Origin of the sequence: Nonomuraea marmarensis (genome assembly GCF_043197025.1) — a bacterium.
Classification (GTDB): Bacteria; Actinomycetota; Actinomycetes; order Streptosporangiales; family Streptosporangiaceae; genus Nonomuraea; species Nonomuraea marmarensis.
Genome location: NZ_JBICRM010000019.1, coordinates 108,317 through 129,715, shown reverse-complemented (window position 1 = coordinate 129,715; position 21,399 = coordinate 108,317). Strand labels below are relative to the sequence as shown.

At 70.3% G+C, this 21,399-nt stretch carries 19 protein-coding genes; 12 read left to right on the top strand and 7 right to left on the bottom strand.

The genetic code is table 11. The features are described from left to right. Window positions 1–144 precede the first annotated feature (144 nt). Window positions 145–777, bottom strand: a complete 633-nt coding sequence (locus tag ACFLIM_RS28740) for a response regulator transcription factor (RefSeq protein WP_352323887.1) — start codon at window positions 775–777, stop codon at window positions 145–147. After that, window positions 774–1,982, bottom strand: coding sequence for an ATP-binding protein (locus ACFLIM_RS28735; protein WP_393170659.1), 1,209 nt, complete (start codon window positions 1,980–1,982; stop codon window positions 774–776). The genes ACFLIM_RS28740 and ACFLIM_RS28735 overlap by 4 nt, the downstream gene beginning before the upstream one ends. 17 nt (window positions 1,983–1,999) lie before the next feature. Here ACFLIM_RS28735 and ACFLIM_RS28730 point away from each other — a divergent pair, with 17 nt between their 5' ends. The 8 genes from ACFLIM_RS28730 to ACFLIM_RS28695 all read left to right on the top strand — a co-directional run bounded on the left by ACFLIM_RS28730 (window position 2,000) and on the right by ACFLIM_RS28695 (window position 12,269). Next, window positions 2,000–3,643 carry a PspC domain-containing protein gene (locus ACFLIM_RS28730; protein ID WP_393170657.1) on the top strand — a complete coding sequence of 548 codons (1,644 nt, stop codon included), beginning with the start codon at window positions 2,000–2,002 and terminating at the stop codon, window positions 3,641–3,643. After that, a complete protein-coding gene (locus ACFLIM_RS28725) occupies window positions 3,633–3,836 on the top strand; it encodes a hypothetical protein (RefSeq protein WP_393170655.1) in 204 nt (67 codons plus the stop codon). The genes ACFLIM_RS28730 and ACFLIM_RS28725 overlap by 11 nt, the downstream gene beginning before the upstream one ends. A gap of 72 nt (window positions 3,837–3,908) precedes the next feature. Then, entirely contained in the window at window positions 3,909–4,391 is a 483-nt protein-coding gene (locus ACFLIM_RS28720; protein WP_393170653.1) for a (2Fe-2S)-binding protein, read from the top strand. Further along, entirely contained in the window at window positions 4,388–6,733 is a 2,346-nt protein-coding gene (locus ACFLIM_RS28715) for a xanthine dehydrogenase family protein molybdopterin-binding subunit (RefSeq protein WP_393170651.1), read from the top strand. Before ACFLIM_RS28720 ends, ACFLIM_RS28715 begins: the two co-directional genes overlap by 4 nt. After that, a complete protein-coding gene (locus ACFLIM_RS28710; RefSeq protein ID WP_393170649.1) occupies window positions 6,730–7,584 on the top strand; it encodes an FAD binding domain-containing protein in 855 nt (284 codons plus the stop codon). The genes ACFLIM_RS28715 and ACFLIM_RS28710 overlap by 4 nt, the downstream gene beginning before the upstream one ends. A gap of 115 nt (window positions 7,585–7,699) precedes the next feature. Further along, complete coding sequence (locus tag ACFLIM_RS28705) at window positions 7,700–8,410, top strand: SRPBCC family protein (RefSeq protein ID WP_393170647.1); 711 nt, start codon at window positions 7,700–7,702, stop codon at window positions 8,408–8,410. A 167-nt stretch (window positions 8,411–8,577) separates the two neighbouring features. Further along, a complete protein-coding gene (locus tag ACFLIM_RS28700; RefSeq protein ID WP_393170645.1) occupies window positions 8,578–11,208 on the top strand; it encodes a CDP-glycerol:glycerophosphate glycerophosphotransferase in 2,631 nt (876 codons plus the stop codon). Then, a complete protein-coding gene (locus ACFLIM_RS28695) occupies window positions 11,205–12,269 on the top strand; it encodes a glycosyltransferase (RefSeq protein ID WP_393170642.1) in 1,065 nt (354 codons plus the stop codon). The genes ACFLIM_RS28700 and ACFLIM_RS28695 overlap by 4 nt, the downstream gene beginning before the upstream one ends. A 187-nt stretch (window positions 12,270–12,456) precedes the next feature. Here the strand turns inward: ACFLIM_RS28695 and ACFLIM_RS28690 are convergent, their stop codons facing one another. From ACFLIM_RS28690 to ACFLIM_RS28680, 3 genes are read right to left on the bottom strand one after another with little or no spacing between them, the layout of a single operon-like run. Further along, window positions 12,457–13,497, bottom strand: coding sequence for a sulfotransferase family protein (locus ACFLIM_RS28690; RefSeq protein WP_393170640.1), 1,041 nt, complete (start codon window positions 13,495–13,497; stop codon window positions 12,457–12,459). A 21-nt stretch (window positions 13,498–13,518) separates the two neighbouring features. After that, window positions 13,519–14,334 (bottom strand): CDP-alcohol phosphatidyltransferase family protein, encoded by an 816-nt coding sequence (locus tag ACFLIM_RS28685; RefSeq protein ID WP_393170638.1) that lies wholly within the window; start codon window positions 14,332–14,334, stop codon window positions 13,519–13,521. Window positions 14,335–14,382: 48 nt separating this feature from the next. Beyond that, window positions 14,383–15,825 carry a glycosyltransferase family 2 protein gene (locus ACFLIM_RS28680; RefSeq protein WP_393170636.1) on the bottom strand — a complete coding sequence of 481 codons (1,443 nt, stop codon included), beginning with the start codon at window positions 15,823–15,825 and terminating at the stop codon, window positions 14,383–14,385. 151 nt (window positions 15,826–15,976) lie between these two features. On the opposite strand from ACFLIM_RS28680, the gene ACFLIM_RS28675 reads away from it, so the two are divergent. Then, window positions 15,977–16,468 (top strand): GNAT family N-acetyltransferase, encoded by a 492-nt coding sequence (locus ACFLIM_RS28675; protein WP_393170635.1) that lies wholly within the window; start codon window positions 15,977–15,979, stop codon window positions 16,466–16,468. Beyond that, complete coding sequence (gene pseI, locus ACFLIM_RS28670) at window positions 16,465–17,508, top strand: pseudaminic acid synthase (RefSeq protein WP_393170633.1); 1,044 nt, start codon at window positions 16,465–16,467, stop codon at window positions 17,506–17,508. The genes ACFLIM_RS28675 and pseI overlap by 4 nt, the downstream gene beginning before the upstream one ends. Here the strand turns inward: pseI and ACFLIM_RS28665 are convergent. Next, window positions 17,505–18,458: a PseG/SpsG family protein gene (locus ACFLIM_RS28665; RefSeq protein ID WP_393170631.1), complete on the bottom strand. Its 954-nt coding sequence runs from the start codon at window positions 18,456–18,458 to the stop codon at window positions 17,505–17,507. The genes pseI and ACFLIM_RS28665 overlap by 4 nt on opposite strands. Further along, window positions 18,455–19,183, bottom strand: coding sequence for a cytidylyltransferase domain-containing protein (locus tag ACFLIM_RS28660; RefSeq protein ID WP_393170629.1), 729 nt, complete (start codon window positions 19,181–19,183; stop codon window positions 18,455–18,457). The genes ACFLIM_RS28665 and ACFLIM_RS28660 overlap by 4 nt, the downstream gene beginning before the upstream one ends. Window positions 19,184–19,286: 103 nt before the next feature. Between ACFLIM_RS28660 and pseB the strand changes: the two genes are divergently transcribed. Beyond that, window positions 19,287–20,264 (top strand): UDP-N-acetylglucosamine 4,6-dehydratase (inverting), encoded by a 978-nt coding sequence (pseB, locus tag ACFLIM_RS28655; RefSeq protein ID WP_393170627.1) that lies wholly within the window; start codon window positions 19,287–19,289, stop codon window positions 20,262–20,264. Then, entirely contained in the window at window positions 20,264–21,388 is a 1,125-nt protein-coding gene (locus ACFLIM_RS28650; protein ID WP_393170625.1) for a DegT/DnrJ/EryC1/StrS family aminotransferase, read from the top strand. The genes pseB and ACFLIM_RS28650 overlap by 1 nt, the downstream gene beginning before the upstream one ends. Window positions 21,389–21,399: the final 11 nt, after the last annotated feature.

The window sequence follows — 21,399 nt, the reverse complement described above, 5'->3', positions numbered from 1 at the left end:
CATGGATGGCATGCGACGGTGGTCCAGCATGCGAGGCGAGGGCAGCGGCACGCGACAGCAGAGGCGCGGCGCGGACGTGTGGCGCGGCGCGGGGCGGAGCGCGGGTGCGGGGGCGAGGGTGGGTGGGGTGGGGGTCGTGGAGCGTTAGACCAGGCGGCGGGCGGTGGCCCAGCGGGAGAGTTCGTGGCGGTTGGAGAGTTGGAGCTTGCGCAGGACCGAGGACACGTGGGTTTCCACGGTCTTGACCGAGATGAAGAGCTCCTTGGCGATCTCCTTGTACGCGTAGCCGCGCGCGATCAGCCGTAGCACCTCCCGCTCCCTCTGTGTCAGCGAGTCGAGTTCCGGGTCGATCGACGGCGCCTCCGACGAGGCGAACGCGTCCAGGACGAATCCCGCCAACCGTGGTGAGAAGACCGCGTCGCCGTCGGCCACCCTGCGGATGGCGTCCGTCAGCTCCTTGCCGCTGATGTTCTTGGTCACGTAGCCCCGGGCACCGCCCCTGATCACGCCGATGACGTCCTCGGCGGCGTCGGAGACCGACAGCGCCAGGAAGCGGACCTGGGAGCCGGTGCTCAGGACCCGGCGCAGCACCTCCTGGCCCCCTCCCCCCGGCATGTGCACGTCCAGCAGGACCACGTCGGGCTGGTGCTCGGCGATGGCCTTGACGGCCGTCTCCACGTCCTCGGCCTCGCCCACCACCTCGATCGAGTCCCCGAGCTCAGCGCGTACGCCGGAGCGGAACAGACGATGATCGTCAACGATCAGTACGCGGGTCATGCCTTCTCCACCTTCATGGTCAACATCACTTCCGTGCCCTCACCGGGCGAGGACCGTACCCTGGCCGTGCCTCCGTGACGTTCCATTCTCCCGATGATGGACTCACGAAGGCCCATCCTGTCGAGCGGTACCGCCTCGAGGTCGAACCCCTTGCCCCGATCCTTCACGAAAATCGTGACCTCTTCACCCTCTACTTCTGCGTACACGGAAATGGACGGACTCTCAGAGTATTTTGCCGCGTTGACCATCGCCTGTCTGGACGCCTTCAGGGTGGCCGCCAGCTTGCCCGCCGCGTCGAGGGCGATGTCCCCGACGCAGACGACCTCGATGGGAATGCCGTGGGCGTCCTCCTCCTCGGCCGCGATCCTGCGTACGGCGGCCGCCAGCGTCGCGTCGGCGTCCTGGGCCGGCTGGTAGAGCCAGTTGCGCAGGTCGCGTTCCTGGGCACGGGCCAGGCGGGTGACCTCGCGCGCGTCGTGCGCGACGCGCTGGATCAGCGTGAGCGTGTGCAGCACCGAGTCGTGCACCATGGCGGCCACCTCCGCCCGCTCCTCCTGCCTGATGCGCTCCCGCCGCTCCAGCTGCAGTTCCTTCCACAGGCCCGCGAGCCACGGCGCGGCGATGACCCCCAGGCCGCCCACGACCACGACGGTGAACAGCAGGCCGGGCCTGGCCTGGTCGAGCTCGCCCTCGGCGGCCAGGAAGCCGGCCGCGCCGATGACGACGAGCACGATGCCGATCAGCGTACGGACGCGGTTCTTCCTGATGCTGAGCGCCGCGCCGCTCACCCAGCTCTTGCGGCGTTCGGGATCGGCCTGTTGCCAGAGGATCAGCGCGCCGATCCCGCCCACGGCGAACGGCAACATGCCGATCCCGCCCTTGGACGCACCCGTCAGCCACCCGAACGCGAACAGCGCCACCCCGATCGCGCTGAACGCGGCGAGCTGGCTCCAGTCCCGCTGCGGCGACTGCCCCTCGTACGGTTGCCGCGGCGTGACCATCCACAACACGGCGTACGCCACGACGCCCACCCCGTCGACCACGCTGAGCAGCACGAACATCAGCCTGACCACCACGGGATCAAGCGAGAGCTGCGCCGCCAGCCCCTGGGCCACGCCGCCGAGCAGGCGGCCTTCCATGGGGCGCATCATCCGGCGATAAGGCGTGCCGCCGGTGGGCTCGGCAAGAGTCTTCTGGTCAGCCATAACATGGCCATAGTCACATGTCGGGGGCACTTCCGGCATCAGGGAACAACCCCCGGGTCGGGTCAGGGGTGTCCCGGATGCGGGCGCACCGCGCGTGGGTCCACGATGGTTCCATGACAGAAGCTCCGCCCCGGCGACCTGCCGCTCCCCCCAGAGTGCTGCGACGCAGTAGCGAGGGGCGCTTCCTCATGGGTGTCTGCGCCGGCCTCGGGCGGCACACCGGTATCGACCCGGTGGTGTTCCGGGCGGGGTTCGCGGTGCTGCTGTTCGGCTCCGGCATCGGCCTGTTCCTCTATCTCGCGGCGTTCCTGCTGATGAAGGAGCCGAACGGCAAGCCGGGGATCATCGAGCAGTGGACCCGCCGCGACTTCGACGCCGACGCCGTGATGGCGCTGCTGACGGCGGTGCTGGCGTTCGGGCTGGCGATCAACCTGGGGACGGTGTGGCTCGGCACGGGCACGCTCGTGGTGGGCGTGCTGCTGGCCGTGTCGCTGCTCGCCGCGCACTCGAGCGGGGTGGATCTGCTCGGGCTGGCCCGGTCGATGCCGGAACGCCTGAGCAGGAGGAGAGGCGCCGACGAGGATTGGCTGGCCGCTTCGGCTGCGCCCGCGCCGCCGGTCTCGCCTGACAAGCCCACGTCGCCGGTACAGCCCGCGGAGGAGTCCGGCAGGGCCGCGGCCAGAGCCAACGCCATGGCCAGGGCCAGGGCCCGGCTCGAGGAGACGGCTGCGGCTCGGGTTCCGCAAGCGCCGCCCGTCCCTGAGCCGGTCAACGAATCAAGCCCCGAGCCGGTCAAGGAAGCCGTCCAGGAGACGGCCGGCGACGATCAGGTACGCGCGGACGCGGTGACCGCGCAACACGAGGTCCCGCCGTACCAGCCGCCTGCCTACCGACCCCAGCAGAAGACCGCCGTCGACTACACCTCCTACGGGGAGCCTTTCGCGCCGAACGGCCCCTACCAGCCGCTGGACCCGGCCAGAAGAGGCTACTCGCCGTACGACCCGGTCCACTACGACCGCCCGGTCCCCAGGACGGAGCGCAAGCGGCGCCCGAGGTCGTTCATCGGCGCCATCACCATCTTGCTGGCAATCATCATTGGAGGGATCGTCGTGGCGGTCCAAGCCAGGTCGGCCGCCGGAGTGAGCCCGACCATCGTCGGCGGCGCCATGCTCATCACCATCGGCGCGGGGCTGCTGGTCGCCGCCTGGTGGGGCCGCGGCGCCGGGCTGGTGGCGGCGGGCACCGCGGTCGCGCTGATCGTGGCCATCGGCCTGATGCTCGGCGGCGTTCCCAGGAACGTCGGCACGTCCGTATGGGCCCCCACCAGCCTCACCGAGGCGAGCCGCCTCTATGACGTCGGCGTCGGGGAAGGCCGGCTGGACCTGTCGGAGCTGGCGCTGGCGCCGGGGGCGACGGCGACGTTCAACGCCACGTTCTCCGTGGGCGAGCTGGTGGTGATCGTGCCGCCGACGGCGCGGGTGGAGGTGCACGCCACCAACAAGGTCGGCGACATCAAGCTCGACCAGTCGATCAGGGGCGGTGTGGACATACGGTACGACAAGGTGCTGGAGCCCGAGCTCAAGCCGAAGGGCAAGGTCTCCACCATCGTGCTCAACGTGGCGGGCGGCATCGGCGACATGGAGGTGCGGCGTGCCGCGTGACGTCGAGCGTCCGCGACGCGTGCACAGGACGGACTGGATGGCCCTGCTCAGCGGCGTGCTCTTCGTCGTTCTGGGAATTTTGCTCGTGACGCGCGTGATCAGGGATCCGCTGGTCCTGGTCGGGGTAATGGTGCTGGGAATGGCATTCGCAGGGCTGGTGGCGATCATCGCGAGAGTGGTCCGCGGTAAGTAACCCTTGACCGGGAAAAACACGGGCGTAAGTTCGGGTGTGTCCGCCTTTCCCCCTGCTCCTGAGGGAGGACGTATGCCCCGAATCACCGTCACCGTCGACGGGATCAAGTACGAGGAGGACGTCGAGCCGCGGCTCCTGCTCGTACACCTACTACGCGAAAAGCTGGGCAAGACCGGCACACCTGTCGGTTGCGACACCAGCAACTGCGGCGCCTGCACGGTCATGCTCGACGGCAAGAGCGTCAAGAGCTGCTCCGTGCTCGCCGTGCAGGCCGACGGCAGCGACGTCGTCACCATCGAGGGCCTGGGCGTCAACGGGTCGATGCACCCGATGCAGCGGGCCTTCCACGAAGAGCACGCGCTGCAGTGCGGCTACTGCACGCCCGGCATGGTCATGGCCGCGATAGACCTGCTCAGGGAGGACCCGGAGCCGTCGGAGGAGACGATCAGGCAGGGCCTGGAAGGCAACCTCTGCCGATGCACCGGATACTGCAACATCGTGCGCGCCGTACGCAGGGGCGCGCAGGAGATGGGGCAGGCGGTGAGAACGCCATGACTTCCAGTGAAGTAATCCAAGAAGTAGGCAGACCGCGCAAGCGGAAAGAGGATGCCAGGCTGCTGACGGGGCGCACGCAGTGGACGGACAACCTCTCGCGCCCGGGCCTGCTGCACGTGATGTTCCTGCGCAGCCCGATGGCGCACGCCAGGATCCTCGGGGTCGACGTGTCGGGGGCACGCGATCTGCCGGGGGTCGTGGCCGCGTTCAGTGGCCAGGACTTCGCCGCCGAGCAGGGCAGCCTGCCGTGCGGATGGCCGGTGAGCGAGGACATCGTCATCCCCGACCACCCGCCGATGGCCGTCTCCGAGGTGCGGTACGTCGGTGAGGCCGTGGCCTGCGTGGTCGCGACCGATCGCTACCGCGCGGCCGACGCCCTGGACGCCATCGACGTCGAGTACGACCCGCTGCCCGCGGTGCTCGACATGAACGAGGCGCTGACGGCCGACAGCCCCAAGGTGCACGAGTCGGGCAACCAGGCGTACACCGTGAAGATCAATTCGGGTGACATCGAGGCCGCCTTCAGGGACGCCCCCATCGTCATCGACCGCACGTACGTGCAGCAGCGGCTCATCCCGAGCGCGATGGAACCGCGGGCCGTACTGGCCGACACCGACGGCGAGTCGTTCACGGTGTGGTCGTCCACGCAGGTCCCGCACGTTCTGCGGATCATGCTCGCGGTGGTGACCGGCATCCCCGAGCACATGATTCGGGTGGTCGCCCCCGACGTGGGCGGCGGCTTCGGCTCGAAGCTGCAGGTCACCGCGGAAGAGGTGCTCTGCCTGCTGCTCGCGCGCAAGCTCGGCAAGCCGGTCAAGTGGACCGAGTCCCGTTCAGAGGGCAACCTGACCGTGCACCACGGCCGCGACCAGATCCAGCACATCCGGCTGGCCGCCGACGCCGACGGGCGCATCCGCGGGTTGCAGGTGAGCCTGCTGGCCGACATGGGCGCCTACCTGATGCTGGTCACGCCCGGCATCCCGCTGCTGGGCGCGTCCATGTTCAACGGGATCTACAAGATGGACGCGTACGAGTTCGGCTGCAAGGGCGTGTTCACCACCAAGATGCCCACGGACGCCTACCGCGGGGCGGGCCGTCCCGAGGCGACGTTCGCCATCGAGCGGGTGATGGACGAGCTGGCCGCCGAACTGCGCATGGACCCGCTGGAGGTGCGCAAGCGCAACTGGATCAAGCACGAGGAGTTCCCGTACACCACGATCTCGGGCCTGACGTACGACTCGGGCAACTACGAGGCGGCGACCGAGAAGGCGATGTCGCTGTTCGGCTACGACAAGCTGCGGGCCGAGCAGGCCGACCGGCGTGACCGGGGTGACCCGGTGCAGCTCGGGATCGGCGTCAGCACGTTCACGGAGATGTGCGGCCTGGCCCCGTCCAGGATGCTCGGCGAGGCCAACTACGCCGTCGGCGGCTGGGAGCACGGCTCGGTGCGCATGCTGCCCACGGGCAAGGTCGAGGTCATCACCGGCACCTCGCCGCACGGGCAGGGACACGTGACGGCGTGGAGCCAGATCGTGGCCGACGCGCTCGGCGTGCCGTTCGAGGACATCACGGTGCTGCACGGCGACACGGCGGTCTCGCACAAGGGCATGGACACCTACGGCTCGCGCTCGCTGGTCGTCGGCGGCATCGCGGTGCTCAAGGCGTGCGACAAGGTCAAGGACAAGGCCCGCAAGCTGGCCGCGCACGCGCTGGAGTGCTCGCCCGACGACCTGGAGTTCGACGCCGGGGCGTTCAAGGTGCGCGGCACGGACTCGCAGAAGACCATCCAGGAGCTGGCCTACGCCGCGTTCACGGCGCACGACCTGCCGGCCGGGGTGGAGGCGAGGCTCGACTCCGACGCCACGTTCGACCCGGAGAACTACTCCTTCCCGCACGGCACCCACCTGTGCGCGGTGGAGGTGGACACCGAGACGGGCATGGTGAAGATCCGCTCGTACGTGGCGGTCGACGACGTCGGCAAGGTCGTGAACCCGCTGATCGTCGAGGGCCAGGTGCACGGCGGCATCGCGCAGGGCATCGCGCAGGCGCTGTTCGAGGAGGCCGTCTACGACGCCGAGGGTAACCTGCTGACCACCACGATGGCCGACTACCTGCTGCCGTCGGCGGCGGACCTGCCGGCGTTCACGACCGACAGGACCGAGTCCCCCGCCACCAGCAACCCGCTGGGCGTCAAGGGCGTCGGCGAGGCGGGCACGATCGCCTCGACCCCCGCCGTCGTGAACGCCGTCGTGGACGCCCTGCGCCCGCGCGGCATCCAGGACGTCCAGATGCCGTGCACGCCGGAACGCGTCTGGCGGGCAGTGGAAGGAGCGCGGCAATGATCCCCGCACAGTTCGACTATGTGCGCCCGGGCTCGCTGGCCGAGTCCTGCCAGGAGCTCGCCTCCGACGAGGACACCAAGGTCCTGGCGGGCGGGCAGTCGCTGCTTCCGCTGCTGCGGTTGCGGCTGGCGTACCCATCGAAGCTGGTCGACATCGGGCGCCTGCCCGAGCTGAAGGGCGTGCACGACCGGGGCGACCACGTCTTCGTGGGCGCGATGGCCACGCACGACGAGGTCATGCACTCCGGCGTGGTGCACGCCGACTGCCCGCTGGTGGCGCTGGCCACCTCCATGGTGGCCGACCCGGCGATCCGGCACCGGGGCACGTTCGGCGGCTCGCTGGCGCACGCGGACCCGGCGGGCGACCTGCCTGCCGTGGTGCTGGCGCTGGAAGGCGTGTTCGTGGCCAGGTCGGCGCAGGGCGAGCGGGAGATCCCGGCCGCCGAGTTCTTCGTCGACTACCTGGAGTCGTCGCTGGGGCCCGGCGAGATCCTGGTCGGGGTGAAGATCCCGAAGCTGGGCGCGGGCTGGGGCTTCCACTACGAGAAGTTCCACCGGACCGCGCAGGCGTGGGCGATCGTCGGCGTGGCGGCGGCCGTCAGGCGCTCCAACGGCTCGATCGCCGAGGCCAGGATCGGGCTGACCAACATGGGGCCGACGCCGCTGCGCGCCCGCGCGACCGAGTCGGCCCTGCAGGGCATGGAGCTGGGCGACCAGGTGCGCCAGGCGTGCGATGAGGCGGCGGCGGACACCTCGCCACCAGCCGATCTGCATGCCCAGCCGGACTACCGCCGGCATCTGGCCAGGGTCCTGACCCACCGTGCGGTGCTGACTGCGAGTGGATCACCCTGACCTCGGTGCGCAAAAGCCCCGTAAACGGGCAGGGGGTCTGGTAAAAGGGGGCGCCTCTTCCGGGGCGCCCCCGCCCCGACATAGTGTCGCAACCATCGGAAGAAGGAGCGGATCGATGGCGATGCGGTTCGAGCACGAATTCACTGTTCCAGTTCCGATCGAGCAGGCCTGGGCGGTGTTGCTCGACGTCGAGCGGGTCGCGCCGTGCCTGCCGGGGGCGACACTCGACATCTTCGAGGGCGACGAGTTCACCGGCAGGATGAAGGTCAAGGTCGGCCCGATCACGGTGACCTACCGCGGCTCGGCCAGGTTCGAGGACGTGGACAAGGACTCCTACTCGCTCACCATCCAGGCGTCGGGCAAGGAGGTCAGGGGTTCCGGCACGACCTCCGCCACGGTCAAGGCGCGGCTGGCGGCGCTCGACTCGGCCACGGCGGTGACCGTGGAGACCTCGTTCAACGTGACCGGGCGGCCCGCCCAGTTCGGGCGGGGCGTGATGGCCGAGGTCGGCGGGAAGCTCATCGAGAGGTTCGCGGCCAACCTGGCCGAGCTGCTCTCCGAGCCGACCGTAGAGCCCGCGGGCGCATCGGGACCAGCCGTTTCGGAGGAGCATGAGGAGGAGCGGCATCTGAGCTCGGTGCCGACGCCGCCCGAGCAGGACGCCCGGCCCGCGGGGACGTTGCGCACGTCGCGCACGGCCGACGAGGAGGCGCTCGACCTGCTGGAGATCGCCGGGCAGCCGCTGCTGAAGCGGCTGGCGCCCATCGCGGGCGCGCTCGCGGCGCTGCTGGTCATCCTGTGGGTGGTCCGCCGGCTCAGGCGCTGACCACCGCCCGGGTGACCCGCACCGGCTAATGCGCTCACCCCAGCCTGGGCGATTCGTCGGCTTATGGGCTGATATTCGGCAAATACTCCATCAAGTCCGGACACTTCACTCCGGCCGGGGGAAGTCCCATTCCCGCAGGTGATTGGACCAGCGGGGGGTGACTTGGCATGCCGGACTGCACCGTGGTCGTGATCTCTTATAACGACGCGGCCCGCCTTCCCAGGGCCGTACGTTCCGTGCTCCGTCAGTCGTTGCGCGACGTCGAGGTGATCATCGCCGACGACGCCAGCACGGACGAGACGCCCGAAGTGGCGGGCCGGCTCGTGGCGGGCGATCAGCGGGTCCGCTACCTGCGCAGAGCGGGCAACAGCGGGGGCTGCGGGGCGCCGCGGAACGACGGGATCGACGCCGCGACCTCGCCGTACATCATGTTCCTGGACAGCGACGACGAGCTGCCCAGGCACGCGTGCAAGAGCCTGCTCGCCGAGATCGAGCGGACCGGGGCCGACTTCGTGTCGGGGCAGATCTCGCGGCTGTTCGAGTCGGACGGGCGGATGAGCCCGTACTATCCCACGCTGTTCGCCAGGCGGCGGGTGGTGGCGGGGATCCGGGAGGAGCCGGAGCTGTTCCTCGACTCCTTCAGCACGAACAAGCTCTACAACGTGGCCTGGCTGCGGGACAACGTGCTGCGCTTCCCCGAGGACATCCACTACGAGGACCACGTCTTCGCCACCGAGCTGTACGCGGTGTCGCGCAGGTTCGCGGTCGTGCCCTGGGTGGTCTACCACTGGCGCCGGGCGCGGACGAACGACTCCATCTCGCTGAGCATCGACGACATGGAGAACGTGCGGCAGCGGATCATCGCGGCCCGGCTGAGCGACGACATCCTGCGCGCCTACGAGGCCGACGACCTGGTGCCGCACCGGCAGTTGCGGTTCCTGCGGCAGGATCTGCGGGTCTATCTCAATCCGCTGCCGACGCGGGACCTGGTGTGGGCGAAGGAGTTCGCCTCGGTCGTGCGGCCGTACCTGGAGGAGATCCCCGCCGGGGCGCTGGAGGAGATCGAGCCGCTGGACCGGGTCTGCTGCCAGCTCATCCTCGACGACCGGATCGAGGACCTGCGGCTGGCCGCGGGCTCGCTCACCGGGCCGAGGGCCGCGCCGCGGGCGGCGGTGCAGCTCGACGGGCGTACGTACTGGGGGACCTCCGTGTCGCCCGGCATGGACATCACGAAGCTGCGGCTGGCCGAGCTGCCCTACACCGCCTCCAGGCTGCGGCACGAGGTGGCGGAGATCTCCTCGGACGGCGAGCGGGTGCGGATGACCGTGCGCACCTACGATCCGTTCGGGGTGCTGCCGCCGGACTGGACGGCGTTCCTGCAGGCCGGGACGCAGAAGGTGCCCATCACGCCGGAGCCGTCCGGTGAAGGCGGGTACGTCAGCGAGGTCACGTTCATCCCGTCCGGCAAGTGCGATCCGGTCATCGGCTTCACCCGGACCTCCGACGGCCACACGACGACCGACCGGCTCATCGTCGATCCGCACACCAAGCCGATCGAGCTGCCCGGGTGCACGGTGAAGGTCGAGGGGTACGCGGCCTACCTGTGCGTACGGCCCGACGCGAGCACGCAGCCGGCGTGGCGGCGGCTCAGGCAGCGGCTGATGAAGCGCTTCAACACGCCGGAGAACAAGCTGCGGGCCTACAAGGTGCTGATCAACGTGCTGCCGCAGCGCCCGAACCTGGCGTTGTTCGAATCCGACCTCGGCAAGTCCTACTCCGGCAGCCCGCGGGCCATCTACGAGGAGTTGCGGCGGCGCTCGCTGCCCATCGACGTGGTCTGGTCGGTGGCCAAGGGGCGCAAGAACTTCCCGGTCGACGTGAAGCTCGTGCGCCGCGGGAGCTGGCGCTATCTCTGGACGATGGCTCGGGCCGGGATCTGGGTGGACAGCCACGGGTTCCCGCTGGACTACCCGAAGCCGCGCGGCACCCGCTACCTGCAGACGTGGCACGGGCAGGGGATCAAGTCGATCGGGTTCGACGCGCCCGACCTGCGCGGCGACTTCGACAAGCCGCGCGCGCAGTGGCGGGCCGCGGTCGCCCGGTGGGACGCGCTGGTCTCGCCGAGCGCGGAGTTCTCGCGCGTGTTCCTGCCGTCGAACGGGTACACGGGGCAGGTCTACCGCTACGGGACGCCCCGGTGCGACGCGCTGGTGAGAGCCGAAGCGGTGGGTGACGTGCGGGAGCGGCTGGAGATCCCGTCTGGGGTAAAAATCCTGCTTTATGCGCCTACCTATAGGGATCGGGTGAAGGGCAGCGGCCAGTCCGTACGCGTGGACCTGGAGCTCATGGCCGACGAGCTGGCCGACGAATGGGTGCTGGTCCTGCGTACACATCCGGTCGAGCGCTACACCCCGCCCGAGCACCTCAGGCACTTCGTCCGGCCCGCCGGGTCCTATCCCGAGATCAACGACCTGATCCTGGCCTCGGACGCGCTGCTGACGGACTACTCCTCGGTGATGTGCGACTACGCGCTCACGGGCAAGCCCATGGTGTTCTTCGTCGACGATTGGGACGAGTACCGGCTGTCGGAGCGCGGCGTGTACCACGACCTGCCCGCCATCGCGCCGGGGCCGTGCGCCTCGACGACCGCGGAGCTGGTGGAGGCGATCCGGTGGCTGCCCGACGTACACGCGGCCTTCGCCGACCGGTACGCGGCCTTCCGCGAGTTGTGGTGCGCCGACGAGCGAGGGGACGCGGCCGCCCGGATCGTGGACGACTTCTTCGGGGTCAATCGGTGAGCGTCGTGTTCACCTGCCTGGACGCCGACACGCTCGGCGGCGTCCAGCAGGTGACGCACACCCTCGCCCAGGGGCTGGCCGAGCGCGGGCACGAGGTGCACGTGGTCGGGCTGCACCGGGCCGCATCGCCGTTCCAGTACGTGGACCGGCCGCGCTACCACCGCCACGTGATCAGCCGGGCGTCCATGGAGTCGCAGGGCCGCCGGGAGCGCGGGCGGGCCGACGAGCGGGTGAAGGAGCTGTTCCGGGAGATCAAGCCGGGCTACGCGGTCATGACCTCGCCGTCCGTGGTGACCAGGCTGGCGGGGCTGCTGCCCGCGGCGTTCCGGCGCATCGGGCAGTACCACGGCTCGTACGACCACGCCCGCGGCTGCTGGCACCTCGGCTCGATCCGGAGGCACTACCCCGGGCTCGACCAGGCGGTCTTCCTCAGCGAGGACGACGCGTGGCTGTTCTCCGAACACGCGCTGCTGCCCAACGCCTGGACGCTGCCGAACCCGCTGGCCACCTGGCCCGCGGAGATGTCCGCGCTGGACTCTCCCCGGGTGCTCGGCGTGGGCCGGCTGGAAGGGGTCAAGCGGTTCGACCGGCTGATCAGCGCGTTCGCCCGCTCGGGCGCGCCGCCGCCGTGGGAGCTGCACCTGATCGGCGACGGCGTCGAGCTGGAACGGCTGCGCGAGCACGCCGCCAGGGAATGCGTCGGCGACCGGGTGGTCTTCAGAGGGGTGGTGTCCGCGGCGCGCATGCCGGACGAATACCGCAACGCCTCGATCCTGGGGTTGACCAGCGAGCACGAAGGGCTGCCGATCGTGTTGCTGGAGGCGGGGGCGCACGGGGTGCCGTCGGTGGCGTTCGACGTGTCCGGCGGGGTGCGGGCGACCGGGCCCGTGCTGGTGCCGCCGGGCGACGTGGAGGCGTTCGGGGCGGTGCTGGCCGGGCTCATGGACTCGGCGGAGGAGCGGCGGCGCCTGGGGGCCGACGCCCGCGCACGGGCCGAGGCCTTCAGCCTCGACCCCGTGCTGGACCGCTGGGAGTCCCTGTTCACCCACATCGAGCGCTAACCCTCGGGGGGCTACGCCCCCCAAGCGCCCCCCAAAACCGACGACCGCTACACCCTCGGGGGGCTTCGCCCCCCAAGCGCCCCCCAAAACCGACGACCGCTACGCGGTCATGAGCCCTCGGGGGGCTACGCCCCCCAAGTACCCCCCACAAACCCGCGAGCGCTGGGCTGGATGCCTGAGCCCGCGGTTAGACCGCGGGTTCGGTCAGTTCGGAGCGTTGCTGGGGGACGCCGGCCAAGGAGCGCTGGGCCGAGGTGAGCATCGCGGCCACCGGGCTCGGCTCGCGTAGCCGGTTGAAGCGGTCGCGCATGCCCTTGCGCATGCGGCTGGCCTTGCGCTTCTGCATCGTCTTCTGGCAGGCCGTCACGTGCTCCTTGGCCGGCTTGGACGCGCCGATCAGCTCGTAGCCCATGGATTCGAGGCGGTCGCCGAGCATGTGCTCGCACAGGGCGATCTCCCAGTCGTCCAGCCGGTTCGCCCAGCTCCCCACGCGGCTGCGGGTGACCTCGTGGTGCGTGTTCCGGTGCCAGACCTTGTGCTGCGGCACCGCCACGCTGGCCGCCTCGCGTGGCGAGATCATGGAGGGCGAGAAGTCCTCCTCCAGGAAGTGGCAGAGCTTCTTCAGCTCCGTCATCGGGTCGTCGGTGAGGTCCTCGTACCGCAGTTCGTAGTACGTGTCATCGGCCAGCGTGCGCCTGAGCCTGCCGCCCGCGTCGATGGCCTCGGCCCAGGTGGAGACGGCGTGGAAGGAGTCCAGCGTGTACCAGGGCATCTCCTTCAGCGAGGCCACGCAGTCCCGGCCGTCCCTGACGAGGTGGATGAACTGGGCGTCGGGGAAGAGCCTGAGCAGCAGGTCCACCTGCTTGACGTAGCTGGGCCGCTTGTCGCCCCAGCGGGCCTTGTCGAAGCGGTCGGCGTACATGCGGAAGGCCGTGCCGATCACCGAGCCGAGCGAGCCGGGAGCCTCCACGGCCTCCCTGACGAACTCGTCCTTGTCGAGCTTGAGCTCGCGGAACTTCGTGCTGCGGTCGGTCGCGATCCACTGCGCCAGGGCCCGGCGGCGGTGGTCGAGCCGCAGGTCGCCCCACGTGCGACGGCGGTAATAAGCGGGAATGAGGAAGCGCGTCTCCGGCGGCACCGCCATGCGGGGGTGCGAGTGGAGCATGAGCTGGAGCATCGTGGTGCCGGACCGCGGGCATCCGATGACGAAGACTGGCCTGTCGGACATTTCGTACTAACCCCCGAAAACTTAGACGAGAACGTGCTCTCGGCTCTCCTGAGAGGAGGCCACGCGGTGCCTGCGGGTGAAGCGCCACATCCGGTACACAAGGAAGATCTCGTTGACGAGCAGCAGGACCCCGGAGACCACGGCGAGCGGGATCAGCGCCCATGCCCCCGCGAGGGGCGCGACCACGAACACCGCGGCGTGAAACTCGATGCCGCTGACCAGGTGCGAGCGGACCCGGTGCCGGGCCAGGAACCTGTTGAGCCGCCTGGGGAAGCTGCGCCCCCGCGGCAGCCGCACCAGAGGCTCCAACTCCGCCCGCTCCATGGGCACATCCAGTGGCTGGAGCTCCTGCCGCTCCTCCCTGACGGCCTCGCGCACGCGCTTCATCTGCGGCGCATTGACATACCTGAACAGGTCCAGCACGGCCACCGCCGCGCCGAGGACGACATAGCGCACATCGCCGGTCAGCGCGTACTGGCCGTACGCCAGCCCCCCGGCGCACAGGACCACCCTGACCCGGTCCCCCACGTAGTCGAGCCAGAGGCCGAAGGGCGTCCCCGTGCCCTTGAGCCTGGCGATTTTGCCGTCCACGCAGTCGATCATGAAGCTCATATAGAAGATGCAGGCGCCCGCTACGAGCAGGTTCGTCGCGAAACAGGCGGCCGACACCATGCCGAGGACCAGCGAGAGCACCGTGAGTCCGTTCGGCGTCAGCTGGGTGCGGTTGGCGACGGAAAGGGCGACCCGGCAGGCGACCGGGTCCACGAAATACACGGTCCACCAGGAGTCTCTCCGCTTGCGTGTCTCGTAGACGTCATCGAGCGAATAGGTCCTCATGCACCCCAGCATGGCCACGCATCGCGCCAGAACGATTACTGTCTGGAACTACTGGGTGATGTCCATGCCGCTTCTTGACCAACCCGGCACGGAAAACCGCCACGCGGAGTTCGCGTCGCCGTCCCTGCACCACCCCTTGAGCACGAATCCCCGGGTCTCGGCGCGTACGCCGAGTCGCCAGCTCGGCCCGCCGCCGTCGAGCCGGGCGGGGTCGACGGCCGCGACGACGCCATGGCGGCCCGCGCGCCGCACCTCCAGGGGGACCCGGCGGCGGCCGTCGCTGAGCCACAGGGCCAGCTTGCCGATCTTGCGGTCGACGCGGTGCATCGACACGTGCCCGCGTACGCGGAACTCGGTGCCGGTCCACTCGCACTCCTCGACCCGGGCGATCAGTTTGAGCTCGTCGCGGGCGTCGTACACGTCGTCGGGGATCCTGAGGCGGCGGTCGCGGAAGAAGGGGTAGTCGCCGTACCAGTTGGTGTCGCGCAGCCCGCGCGGCACGATGCGCGGGACGTCCTCGCGGGTACGCCGGAACTGGCGCACCGCGCGCAGCTCCTCGACCAGGCCGCGCCCGAGCAGGTGCAGCTCCAGGCGGCGCAGGGAGGGGGCGGTGGCCAGCACGTTCGCGCCCAGCGAGGCCACCCAGGCATCGGCCAGCTCCAGCAGCGGCCCGCTCTCCTCGCACTCCTCCAGCGCCTTGAACAGGAACACGATGTCCTTCTCCAGCACCAGCGCGTCGAAGCCGTCGAGCAGCTCGGGCGCCCGCTCGTCGAGGAAGGTACGGACCGCGCGAATGGCCGCCAGCCGCTCCCACAGGTTGGGCAGCTCGGACCTGCGCTGCGTGATCGAGATCTCCCCCTCGTCGCGCCTGCGCCAGTGGTAGACCACCTCGCCCACCATGTCCACGCTGGTGGCCAGCACGTGCGCCTGCATGGCGACGGGCACGTCCTCGTAGATGCCCGCGGGGAACTCCAGGCCGTTGCGTTCCCAGAAGTCGCGCCGGTAGACCTTGTTCCACACCGTGCGGTCCCTGACCAGCACCTGCTTGTCCGTGATGTGGGTGCACAGCTCGGGCCGCCGGAACACCCTCTCGTGCAGGATCGACTCCGCCGGCTCGCCGTCCACGAGCCGCCGCACGGCGCCGCACGCGAGGTCCGAGCCGGTCTCCGCGAGCTTGCCGACGAGCAGCTCGTACGCCCCGGGCGGCACGACGTCGTCGCTGTCCGCGAAGGCCAGGTACGTGCCGCGCGCCTGCCTGATGCCCGCGTTGCGAGCCGGCCCAGGGCCGAGGTTGCGCTGTTCGATCAGGACGAAGCGGCTGTCTCGTTCGACGAAGTCCTCGGCCGCACGCCGGCTGCCGTCGGCCGAGCCGTCGTCGACCAGGATGACCTCGAGGTCGTCCAGGGTCTGCGCGGCCAGCGACTTCAGGCACTCGGTGATGTACGGCTCCACGTTGTAGACCGGGACGACGACGCTGAGCAGGGGGATCATTCCGAATGGCTCCTTGGCTCGGGATGGTTCGAGGGCAGCATGCCCCGGCTGCCAGGCGGATTCCCTGTTCCTGATCAGCTCTTTACCGGACGCATAATCCGCTACGTTGTGCAATTGTCTGAGCACCATCAGTAGGGGGATTGGGAAAACAGTGCTGAGAGACGTCCGGGACGATGACCTGCCGGTCATGCGCCGCTGGCGCAACCACCCGCGCGTGCGCGCGTCCAGCTTCACCACGCACGAGATCGCGGAGGAGGAGCACGCCCGCTGGTGGGCGGCCGCCCGCGCCGACGCGGCCAAGCTCGTGCTGATCTACGACCACGAGGGCAGCGCCGCCGGCGTGGTGACCTACTCGGGGCTGCACACCAAGACCGCCTCCTGGGGCTTCTACCTGGACCTGGACGGACTGGAGCGGTCGGGGACGCTGCTGCGGGCCTGGGTCGGGCTGGAGCGGGCGGCCATCGAGCACGCCTTCGGGCCGCTCGGCGCGACGCTGTTGCGCGGTGAGGTGCTGGCCGACAACCAGCCGGTCAGGCTGTTGCACCGGCGGTTCGGGTTCGCGGAGGTCGGCGTGTACCAGCGGGACGTGGACGGTGTGCCGCGCGACGTCGTGGCCATCCAACTGAGGAAGGAGCAGGCATGATCTCCATCGCGGGGCGGCCGATCGGGCCGGAGCATCCGCCGTACGTCGTGGCCGAGCTGTCCGGCAACCACAACGGGAGCCTGGAGCGGGCGCTGGCCATCGTGGACGCGGTGGCGGCGGCCGGCGCGCACGCGCTGAAGCTGCAGACCTACCGGGCCGACACGCTGACCGTCGACTGTGACGGGCCCGCGTTCCGGATCGGCGACGAGCACGCGTTGTGGGGCGGCGAGAGCCTCTACCGGCTCTACGAACGTGCCCACACGCCCTGGGAGTGGCACGAGCCGATCTTCGACCGGGCGCGTTCCCATGGGCTCGTCGCCTTCTCCTCGCCCTTCGACCCGACCGCCGTCGAGCTGCTGGAGAAGCTCGGCGTGCCGGCGTACAAGATCGCTTCTTCGGAGATCGTGGACCTGCCGCTGATCAGGCTGGCGGCGGCCACGGGCAAGCCGCTGATCATCTCCACGGGGATGGCATCGGCCGGTGAGATCCACGCCGCCGTGACCGCGGCCAGGGAGGCGGGTTGCAGCCGGCTCGCCGTGTTGTCGTGCACGGCCTCCTACCCGGCCTCGCCCGCCGAGAGCAACCTGCGGGCGTTGCCGCTGCTGGCCGCGCTCACGGGGGAGGTCGTCGGGATCTCCGACCACACGCCGGGGCTGGGCGCCGCGCTGGCCGGGGTGGCGCTGGGCGCCTGCCTGATCGAGAAGCACGTCACCAGGTCGCGGGCGGAAGGCGGGGTGGACGCGGCCTTCTCGCTGGAGCCGGACGAGCTGGCGGCACTGGTGGTGGAGAGTGAGCGGGCCTGGCAGTCGCTGGGGAGCCCGGTGATCGGGCCGCGCGACTCGGAGCGCGAAGGTCTGCGCTTCCGCCGGTCCCTGTACGTGGTGCGCGACGTGCGCGCGGGCGAGCCGGTGACCCCGGACAACGTACGGTCGATCCGGCCCACGGGTGGGTTGCCGCCCGATGCCGCCGCCGACGTGATGGGCCGGCACTTCATCCGGGACGTGCCTTTCGGCACCCCGCTGACCTGGGATCTGATCTAAGGAAGCTTGAGGAGCGCGTCGGCGACGCGTTCCCTGCCCTTGCCGTCCACCAGGCCGCCGCCCCGCCTGCCGTGCTCCTCGCGGACGGCGGGATGGGTGAGCAGACGGGCGAGCAGGTCGACGGCGTCCGCTCCGGGCGCGCGCCCGAGCCCGGCCGCCGCCCCCCGGCCGACGAGCTCCCGGTAGCCGATGAGCTGGTTGTCCGCCACCCAGCTCAGCGCCGTCGGCACGCCCAGGTAGAGCAGCTCCCAGACGGCCGATCCGGCCGCGGTGACCACGAGGTCGGCGCCGGCCATGAGCTCGGGCAGCCGGTCGGTCGGCGGGATCACGGTGATCGGGCCGCCCGCCGCGAACGGCGCCGGGCTGACCACCGTGCCCTGGAACGGCACCCCGGTCGCCCGCAGCGCCTCGGCCCAGGCGGGGGCCACGCCGGCACTGTCGGTGCCGCCGAAGAAGCACAACACGCGTGGCACCGGGCCTGCTCGCGGCGCCCGCCTGCGCCGCCGCACACTGTCACGCAGCAACACGTAACGCGCCCCCGCCAGGCGCCGGCTCAATGGCAAGTCGCGGTGCTCGGCACCGAGGTTCTGGTCGAGGTAGAGGTCGGCTTCCTGGCCCAGCGGGTCGCCGTCGACGATCGCCAGCACCGGGAACCCCGCGTCCCTCAGCACCGCCCCCGTGTCCTGCGGCAGGTGGTAGGAGTCGAGGACCACGGCGTCCAGGCGGAGCTCGCGAGCCAGCGCGGCCAGCCGTACCGGTGCTGGAGGGGCGGCCACCAGCGGGAACCCGCGCTCCCGCAACTGCGCCCGCGCCCACTCCGAGCCGGACACATCGCCGAGGAAGACCACCTCGACGCCCCGGGCCCGCAGCTCCTCGGCCAGCGCCACGCAACGCACCAGATGCCCGGCCCCGCTCGCGGCCCCGGCATCGCACCGGAATCCGACTATCACGCCTCTTGCAGTGCTTTCTGCCGCACGTGGGCGTTGAGCTCGCGCACCTCGGGCCGGGCCCGCAGCCAGCTCACCAGCGTCCTGACCGGCACGCACCGGTCGCCCAGCCCGTCCACCACCCGGGAGATGAGCCGCCAGTCGTCCTCGGTGTCGAGCGTGACCCGCAGATCGTCGGCGACCGGCAGGTACGCCAGCCCGAGCAGCCGCGTGTCACCGGGATTCCGGTAGACGTAGGAGGTCACGTGCGTGCGATGGTAGGCGACCGCCTCCACGTCGGCCCGCTCCAGCGCTCCCCGGCTGACGATCTCCACGTCCAGCCCGCGCGGCAGCGTGCGCGCCAGGCTGGTGCTCAGGTAGCCGAGCCCGGGAACGGCGCGGAAGACCAGCGCCGCCTCCCTGATCACGGCGGGGTCGAGCAACGGGCAGTCCGCGGTGAACCTCATCACCGCCTCCCCCTCCCGCCCCGCCATCGCCTCCATGAACCGCGTCAGCACGTCGTCCACGGGCCCCCGATACCACGCCACGCCGAGCCGGCGGCACTCGGCGACCACCGCGTCGTCGGCCGCCTCCGTCGTGGTGGCGACCACGAGGTCGTCGAGCGCGTGCGCCTCGCGTACGGCCCGGACCACCCACCCCAGCACGGAACGGCCGCCCAGCTCCCGCAGCACCTTCCCCGGCAGCCGCGTGGAGCCCATACGAGCTTGAATAATTCCGACAATACGCACCGAAGCCCCATTCCCCTGTGTGACCGTGCGTCGCTGACCGATCGCGCTATGCTACCGGCTGCTTGAACGACGACAGCGCGCAAGCGCGATTTCAGGGGGCCACGTGAGCATTCTCAGTGGATCGTCCATTCTGGTCACCGGGGGAACGGGGTCCTTCGGCAAGGCCTTCATCCGCCACTCGCTCGACTCGCTCGGGGTGCGCCGCCTGGTGGTCTTCTCCCGAGACGAGCTCAAGCAGTACGAGCTCAGGCAGCTCTTCGGCGACGACGAGCGGCTGCGCTGGTTCATCGGCGACGTCAGGGACCGCGACCGGCTGACCCGCGCCATGCACGGCGTCGACCACGTGGTCCACGCGGCGGCGCTCAAGCAGGTGGACACGGCCGAGTACAACCCGTTCGAGTACGTCCGCACCAACGTCGCCGGATCCCAGAACGTCGTGGAGGCCGCGATCGACTGCGGCGTACGCAAGGTGGTCGCGCTCTCCACCGACAAGGCCTCCAGCCCGATCAACCTGTACGGCGCCACGAAACTGGTCGCCGACAAGCTGTTCGTGTCGGCCAACCACTACGCCGCCGCGCACGAGACCCGCTTCGCCGTCGTCCGCTACGGCAATGTCGTGGGCAGCAGGGGCTCGGTGGTGCCGTTCTTCCAGCGGCTGGCCGAGCAGGGCGGCGGCCTGCCGATCACCGACAAGCGCATGACCAGGTTCTGGATCACGCTCGACCAGGCCGTCAGGTTCGTGGTCGACTCGTTCGACCTGATGCAGGGCGGCGAGCTGTACGTGCCGCGCATCCCCAGCATGCGCATCACCGACCTGGCAGAGGCCCTGGCACCGAACAACTCGATCTACGAGATCGGCGTCCGACCCGGCGAGAAGCTGCACGAGGAGATGATCGGGCCGGACGACGGCCGCAGGACGTTGCGCCTGGCCGACCGATACGTGGTCCAGCCGACGATCGCCACCTGGGGCTACGCGCCGCCGGGCACCGGCGAGCAGTTGCCCGAGGGCTTCGCCTACCGCTCCGACACCAACGACCAGTGGCTCTCGGTGGACGACCTGCGCGACATGGTGGCCGGCTGATGCTCCCCTACGGACGGCAGTCGATCGCGGACTCCGACGTCGAGGCGGTGGCCGAGGTGCTGCGCGGCGACTGGCTGACGACCGGGCCCGCGGTCGCCCGGTTCGAGGCGGAGCTGGCCCGGTGGACGGGCGGCGTGCCCTGCGTGTCGGTCACCTCGGGCACCGCGGCGCTGCACGTCGCCTACGTGGCGGCCGGGGTGCGGGCGGGCGACGAGGTGGTGACGTCGCCGCTGACGTTCGTGGCCACCGCCGCCACGGCCGCGCTGCTGGGCGCGCGGGTGGTCTTCGCCGACGTGCAGGACGACACCGGCAACCTCGATCCGGACGCCGCCGCGGCACTGATCACGCCCCGGACGCGGGTGATCACCGCGGTGGACTACGCGGGCCATCCGGCCGACTACGACGAGCTGCGCACGGTGTCGGAACGGGCCGGCGCGCTGCTGATGAGCGACGCGGCGCATTCGATCGGGTCGGCGTACAAGGACCGGCCGGTGGGGGCGCTGGCGGACCTGACGACGTTCTCGTTCTTCCCGACCAAGACCGTGACGACGGCGGAGGGCGGGGCGGTGGCGGCGGCCGACCCCGAGCGGCTCGGGCTGGCCGCTCGCTTCCGGAACCACGGCCTGGTCAGGGAGCCCGCCGAGCAGCGCCATCCCGGCGAGGGCGGGTGGCATCAGGAGGTGCACGAGTTCGGGCTCAACTACCGGCTGCCCGACGTGTTGTGCGCGCTCGGGCTCAGCCAGCTGCGGCGGCTGGAGCGGTTCAGGGCGCGCAGGACGGAGCTGGTCGCGCGCTACCACACGCTGCTGCGCGATGTGCCCGGCCTCAGGCTGCCTGCCCAGCGGGCGTACGTGGCGCCGAGCTGGCACCTGTATCCGGTCCGGATCCTCGGCGGTCGCCGACGCGAAGTTTACGAACGCATGCGGGCCGCCGGGATCGGGGTGCAGGTCAACTACCTCCCGGCGTACTGGCATCCGGTGTTCGAGGACCTGGGTTACCGGCGTGGGCTCTGCCCGCGGGCCGAGGCGTACTACGCCGAGGAGTTGTCGCTGCCGCTCTTCCCCGGCCTGTCCTATGTCGAGCAGGAGCAGGTCGTGGAGACGCTCGCAGGCATCCTTGCTTGATTCATCAGGGG

Bases quoted from the DNA above. Each gene is read 5' to 3' on its own strand.
- ACFLIM_RS28740 (WP_352323887.1), bottom strand. From the start codon at position 777: ATGACCCGCGTACTGATCGTTGACGATCATCGTCTGTTCCGCTCCGGC.
- ACFLIM_RS28735 (WP_393170659.1), bottom strand. From the start codon at position 1,982: ATGGCTGACCAGAAGACTCTTGCCGAGCCCACCGGCGGCACGCCTTAT.
- ACFLIM_RS28730 (WP_393170657.1), top strand. From the start codon at position 2,000: ATGTCGGGGGCACTTCCGGCATCAGGGAACAACCCCCGGGTCGGGTCA.
- ACFLIM_RS28720 (WP_393170653.1), top strand. From the start codon at position 3,909: ATGCCCCGAATCACCGTCACCGTCGACGGGATCAAGTACGAGGAGGAC.
- ACFLIM_RS28715 (WP_393170651.1), top strand. From the start codon at position 4,388: ATGACTTCCAGTGAAGTAATCCAAGAAGTAGGCAGACCGCGCAAGCGG.
- ACFLIM_RS28710 (WP_393170649.1), top strand. From the start codon at position 6,730: ATGATCCCCGCACAGTTCGACTATGTGCGCCCGGGCTCGCTGGCCGAG.
- ACFLIM_RS28705 (WP_393170647.1), top strand. From the start codon at position 7,700: ATGGCGATGCGGTTCGAGCACGAATTCACTGTTCCAGTTCCGATCGAG.
- ACFLIM_RS28700 (WP_393170645.1), top strand. From the start codon at position 8,578: ATGCCGGACTGCACCGTGGTCGTGATCTCTTATAACGACGCGGCCCGC.
- ACFLIM_RS28690 (WP_393170640.1), bottom strand. From the start codon at position 13,497: ATGTCCGACAGGCCAGTCTTCGTCATCGGATGCCCGCGGTCCGGCACC.
- ACFLIM_RS28685 (WP_393170638.1), bottom strand. From the start codon at position 14,334: ATGAGGACCTATTCGCTCGATGACGTCTACGAGACACGCAAGCGGAGA.
- ACFLIM_RS28680 (WP_393170636.1), bottom strand. From the start codon at position 15,825: ATGATCCCCCTGCTCAGCGTCGTCGTCCCGGTCTACAACGTGGAGCCG.
- pseI (WP_393170633.1), top strand. From the start codon at position 16,465: ATGATCTCCATCGCGGGGCGGCCGATCGGGCCGGAGCATCCGCCGTAC.
- ACFLIM_RS28650 (WP_393170625.1), top strand. From the start codon at position 20,264: ATGCTCCCCTACGGACGGCAGTCGATCGCGGACTCCGACGTCGAGGCG.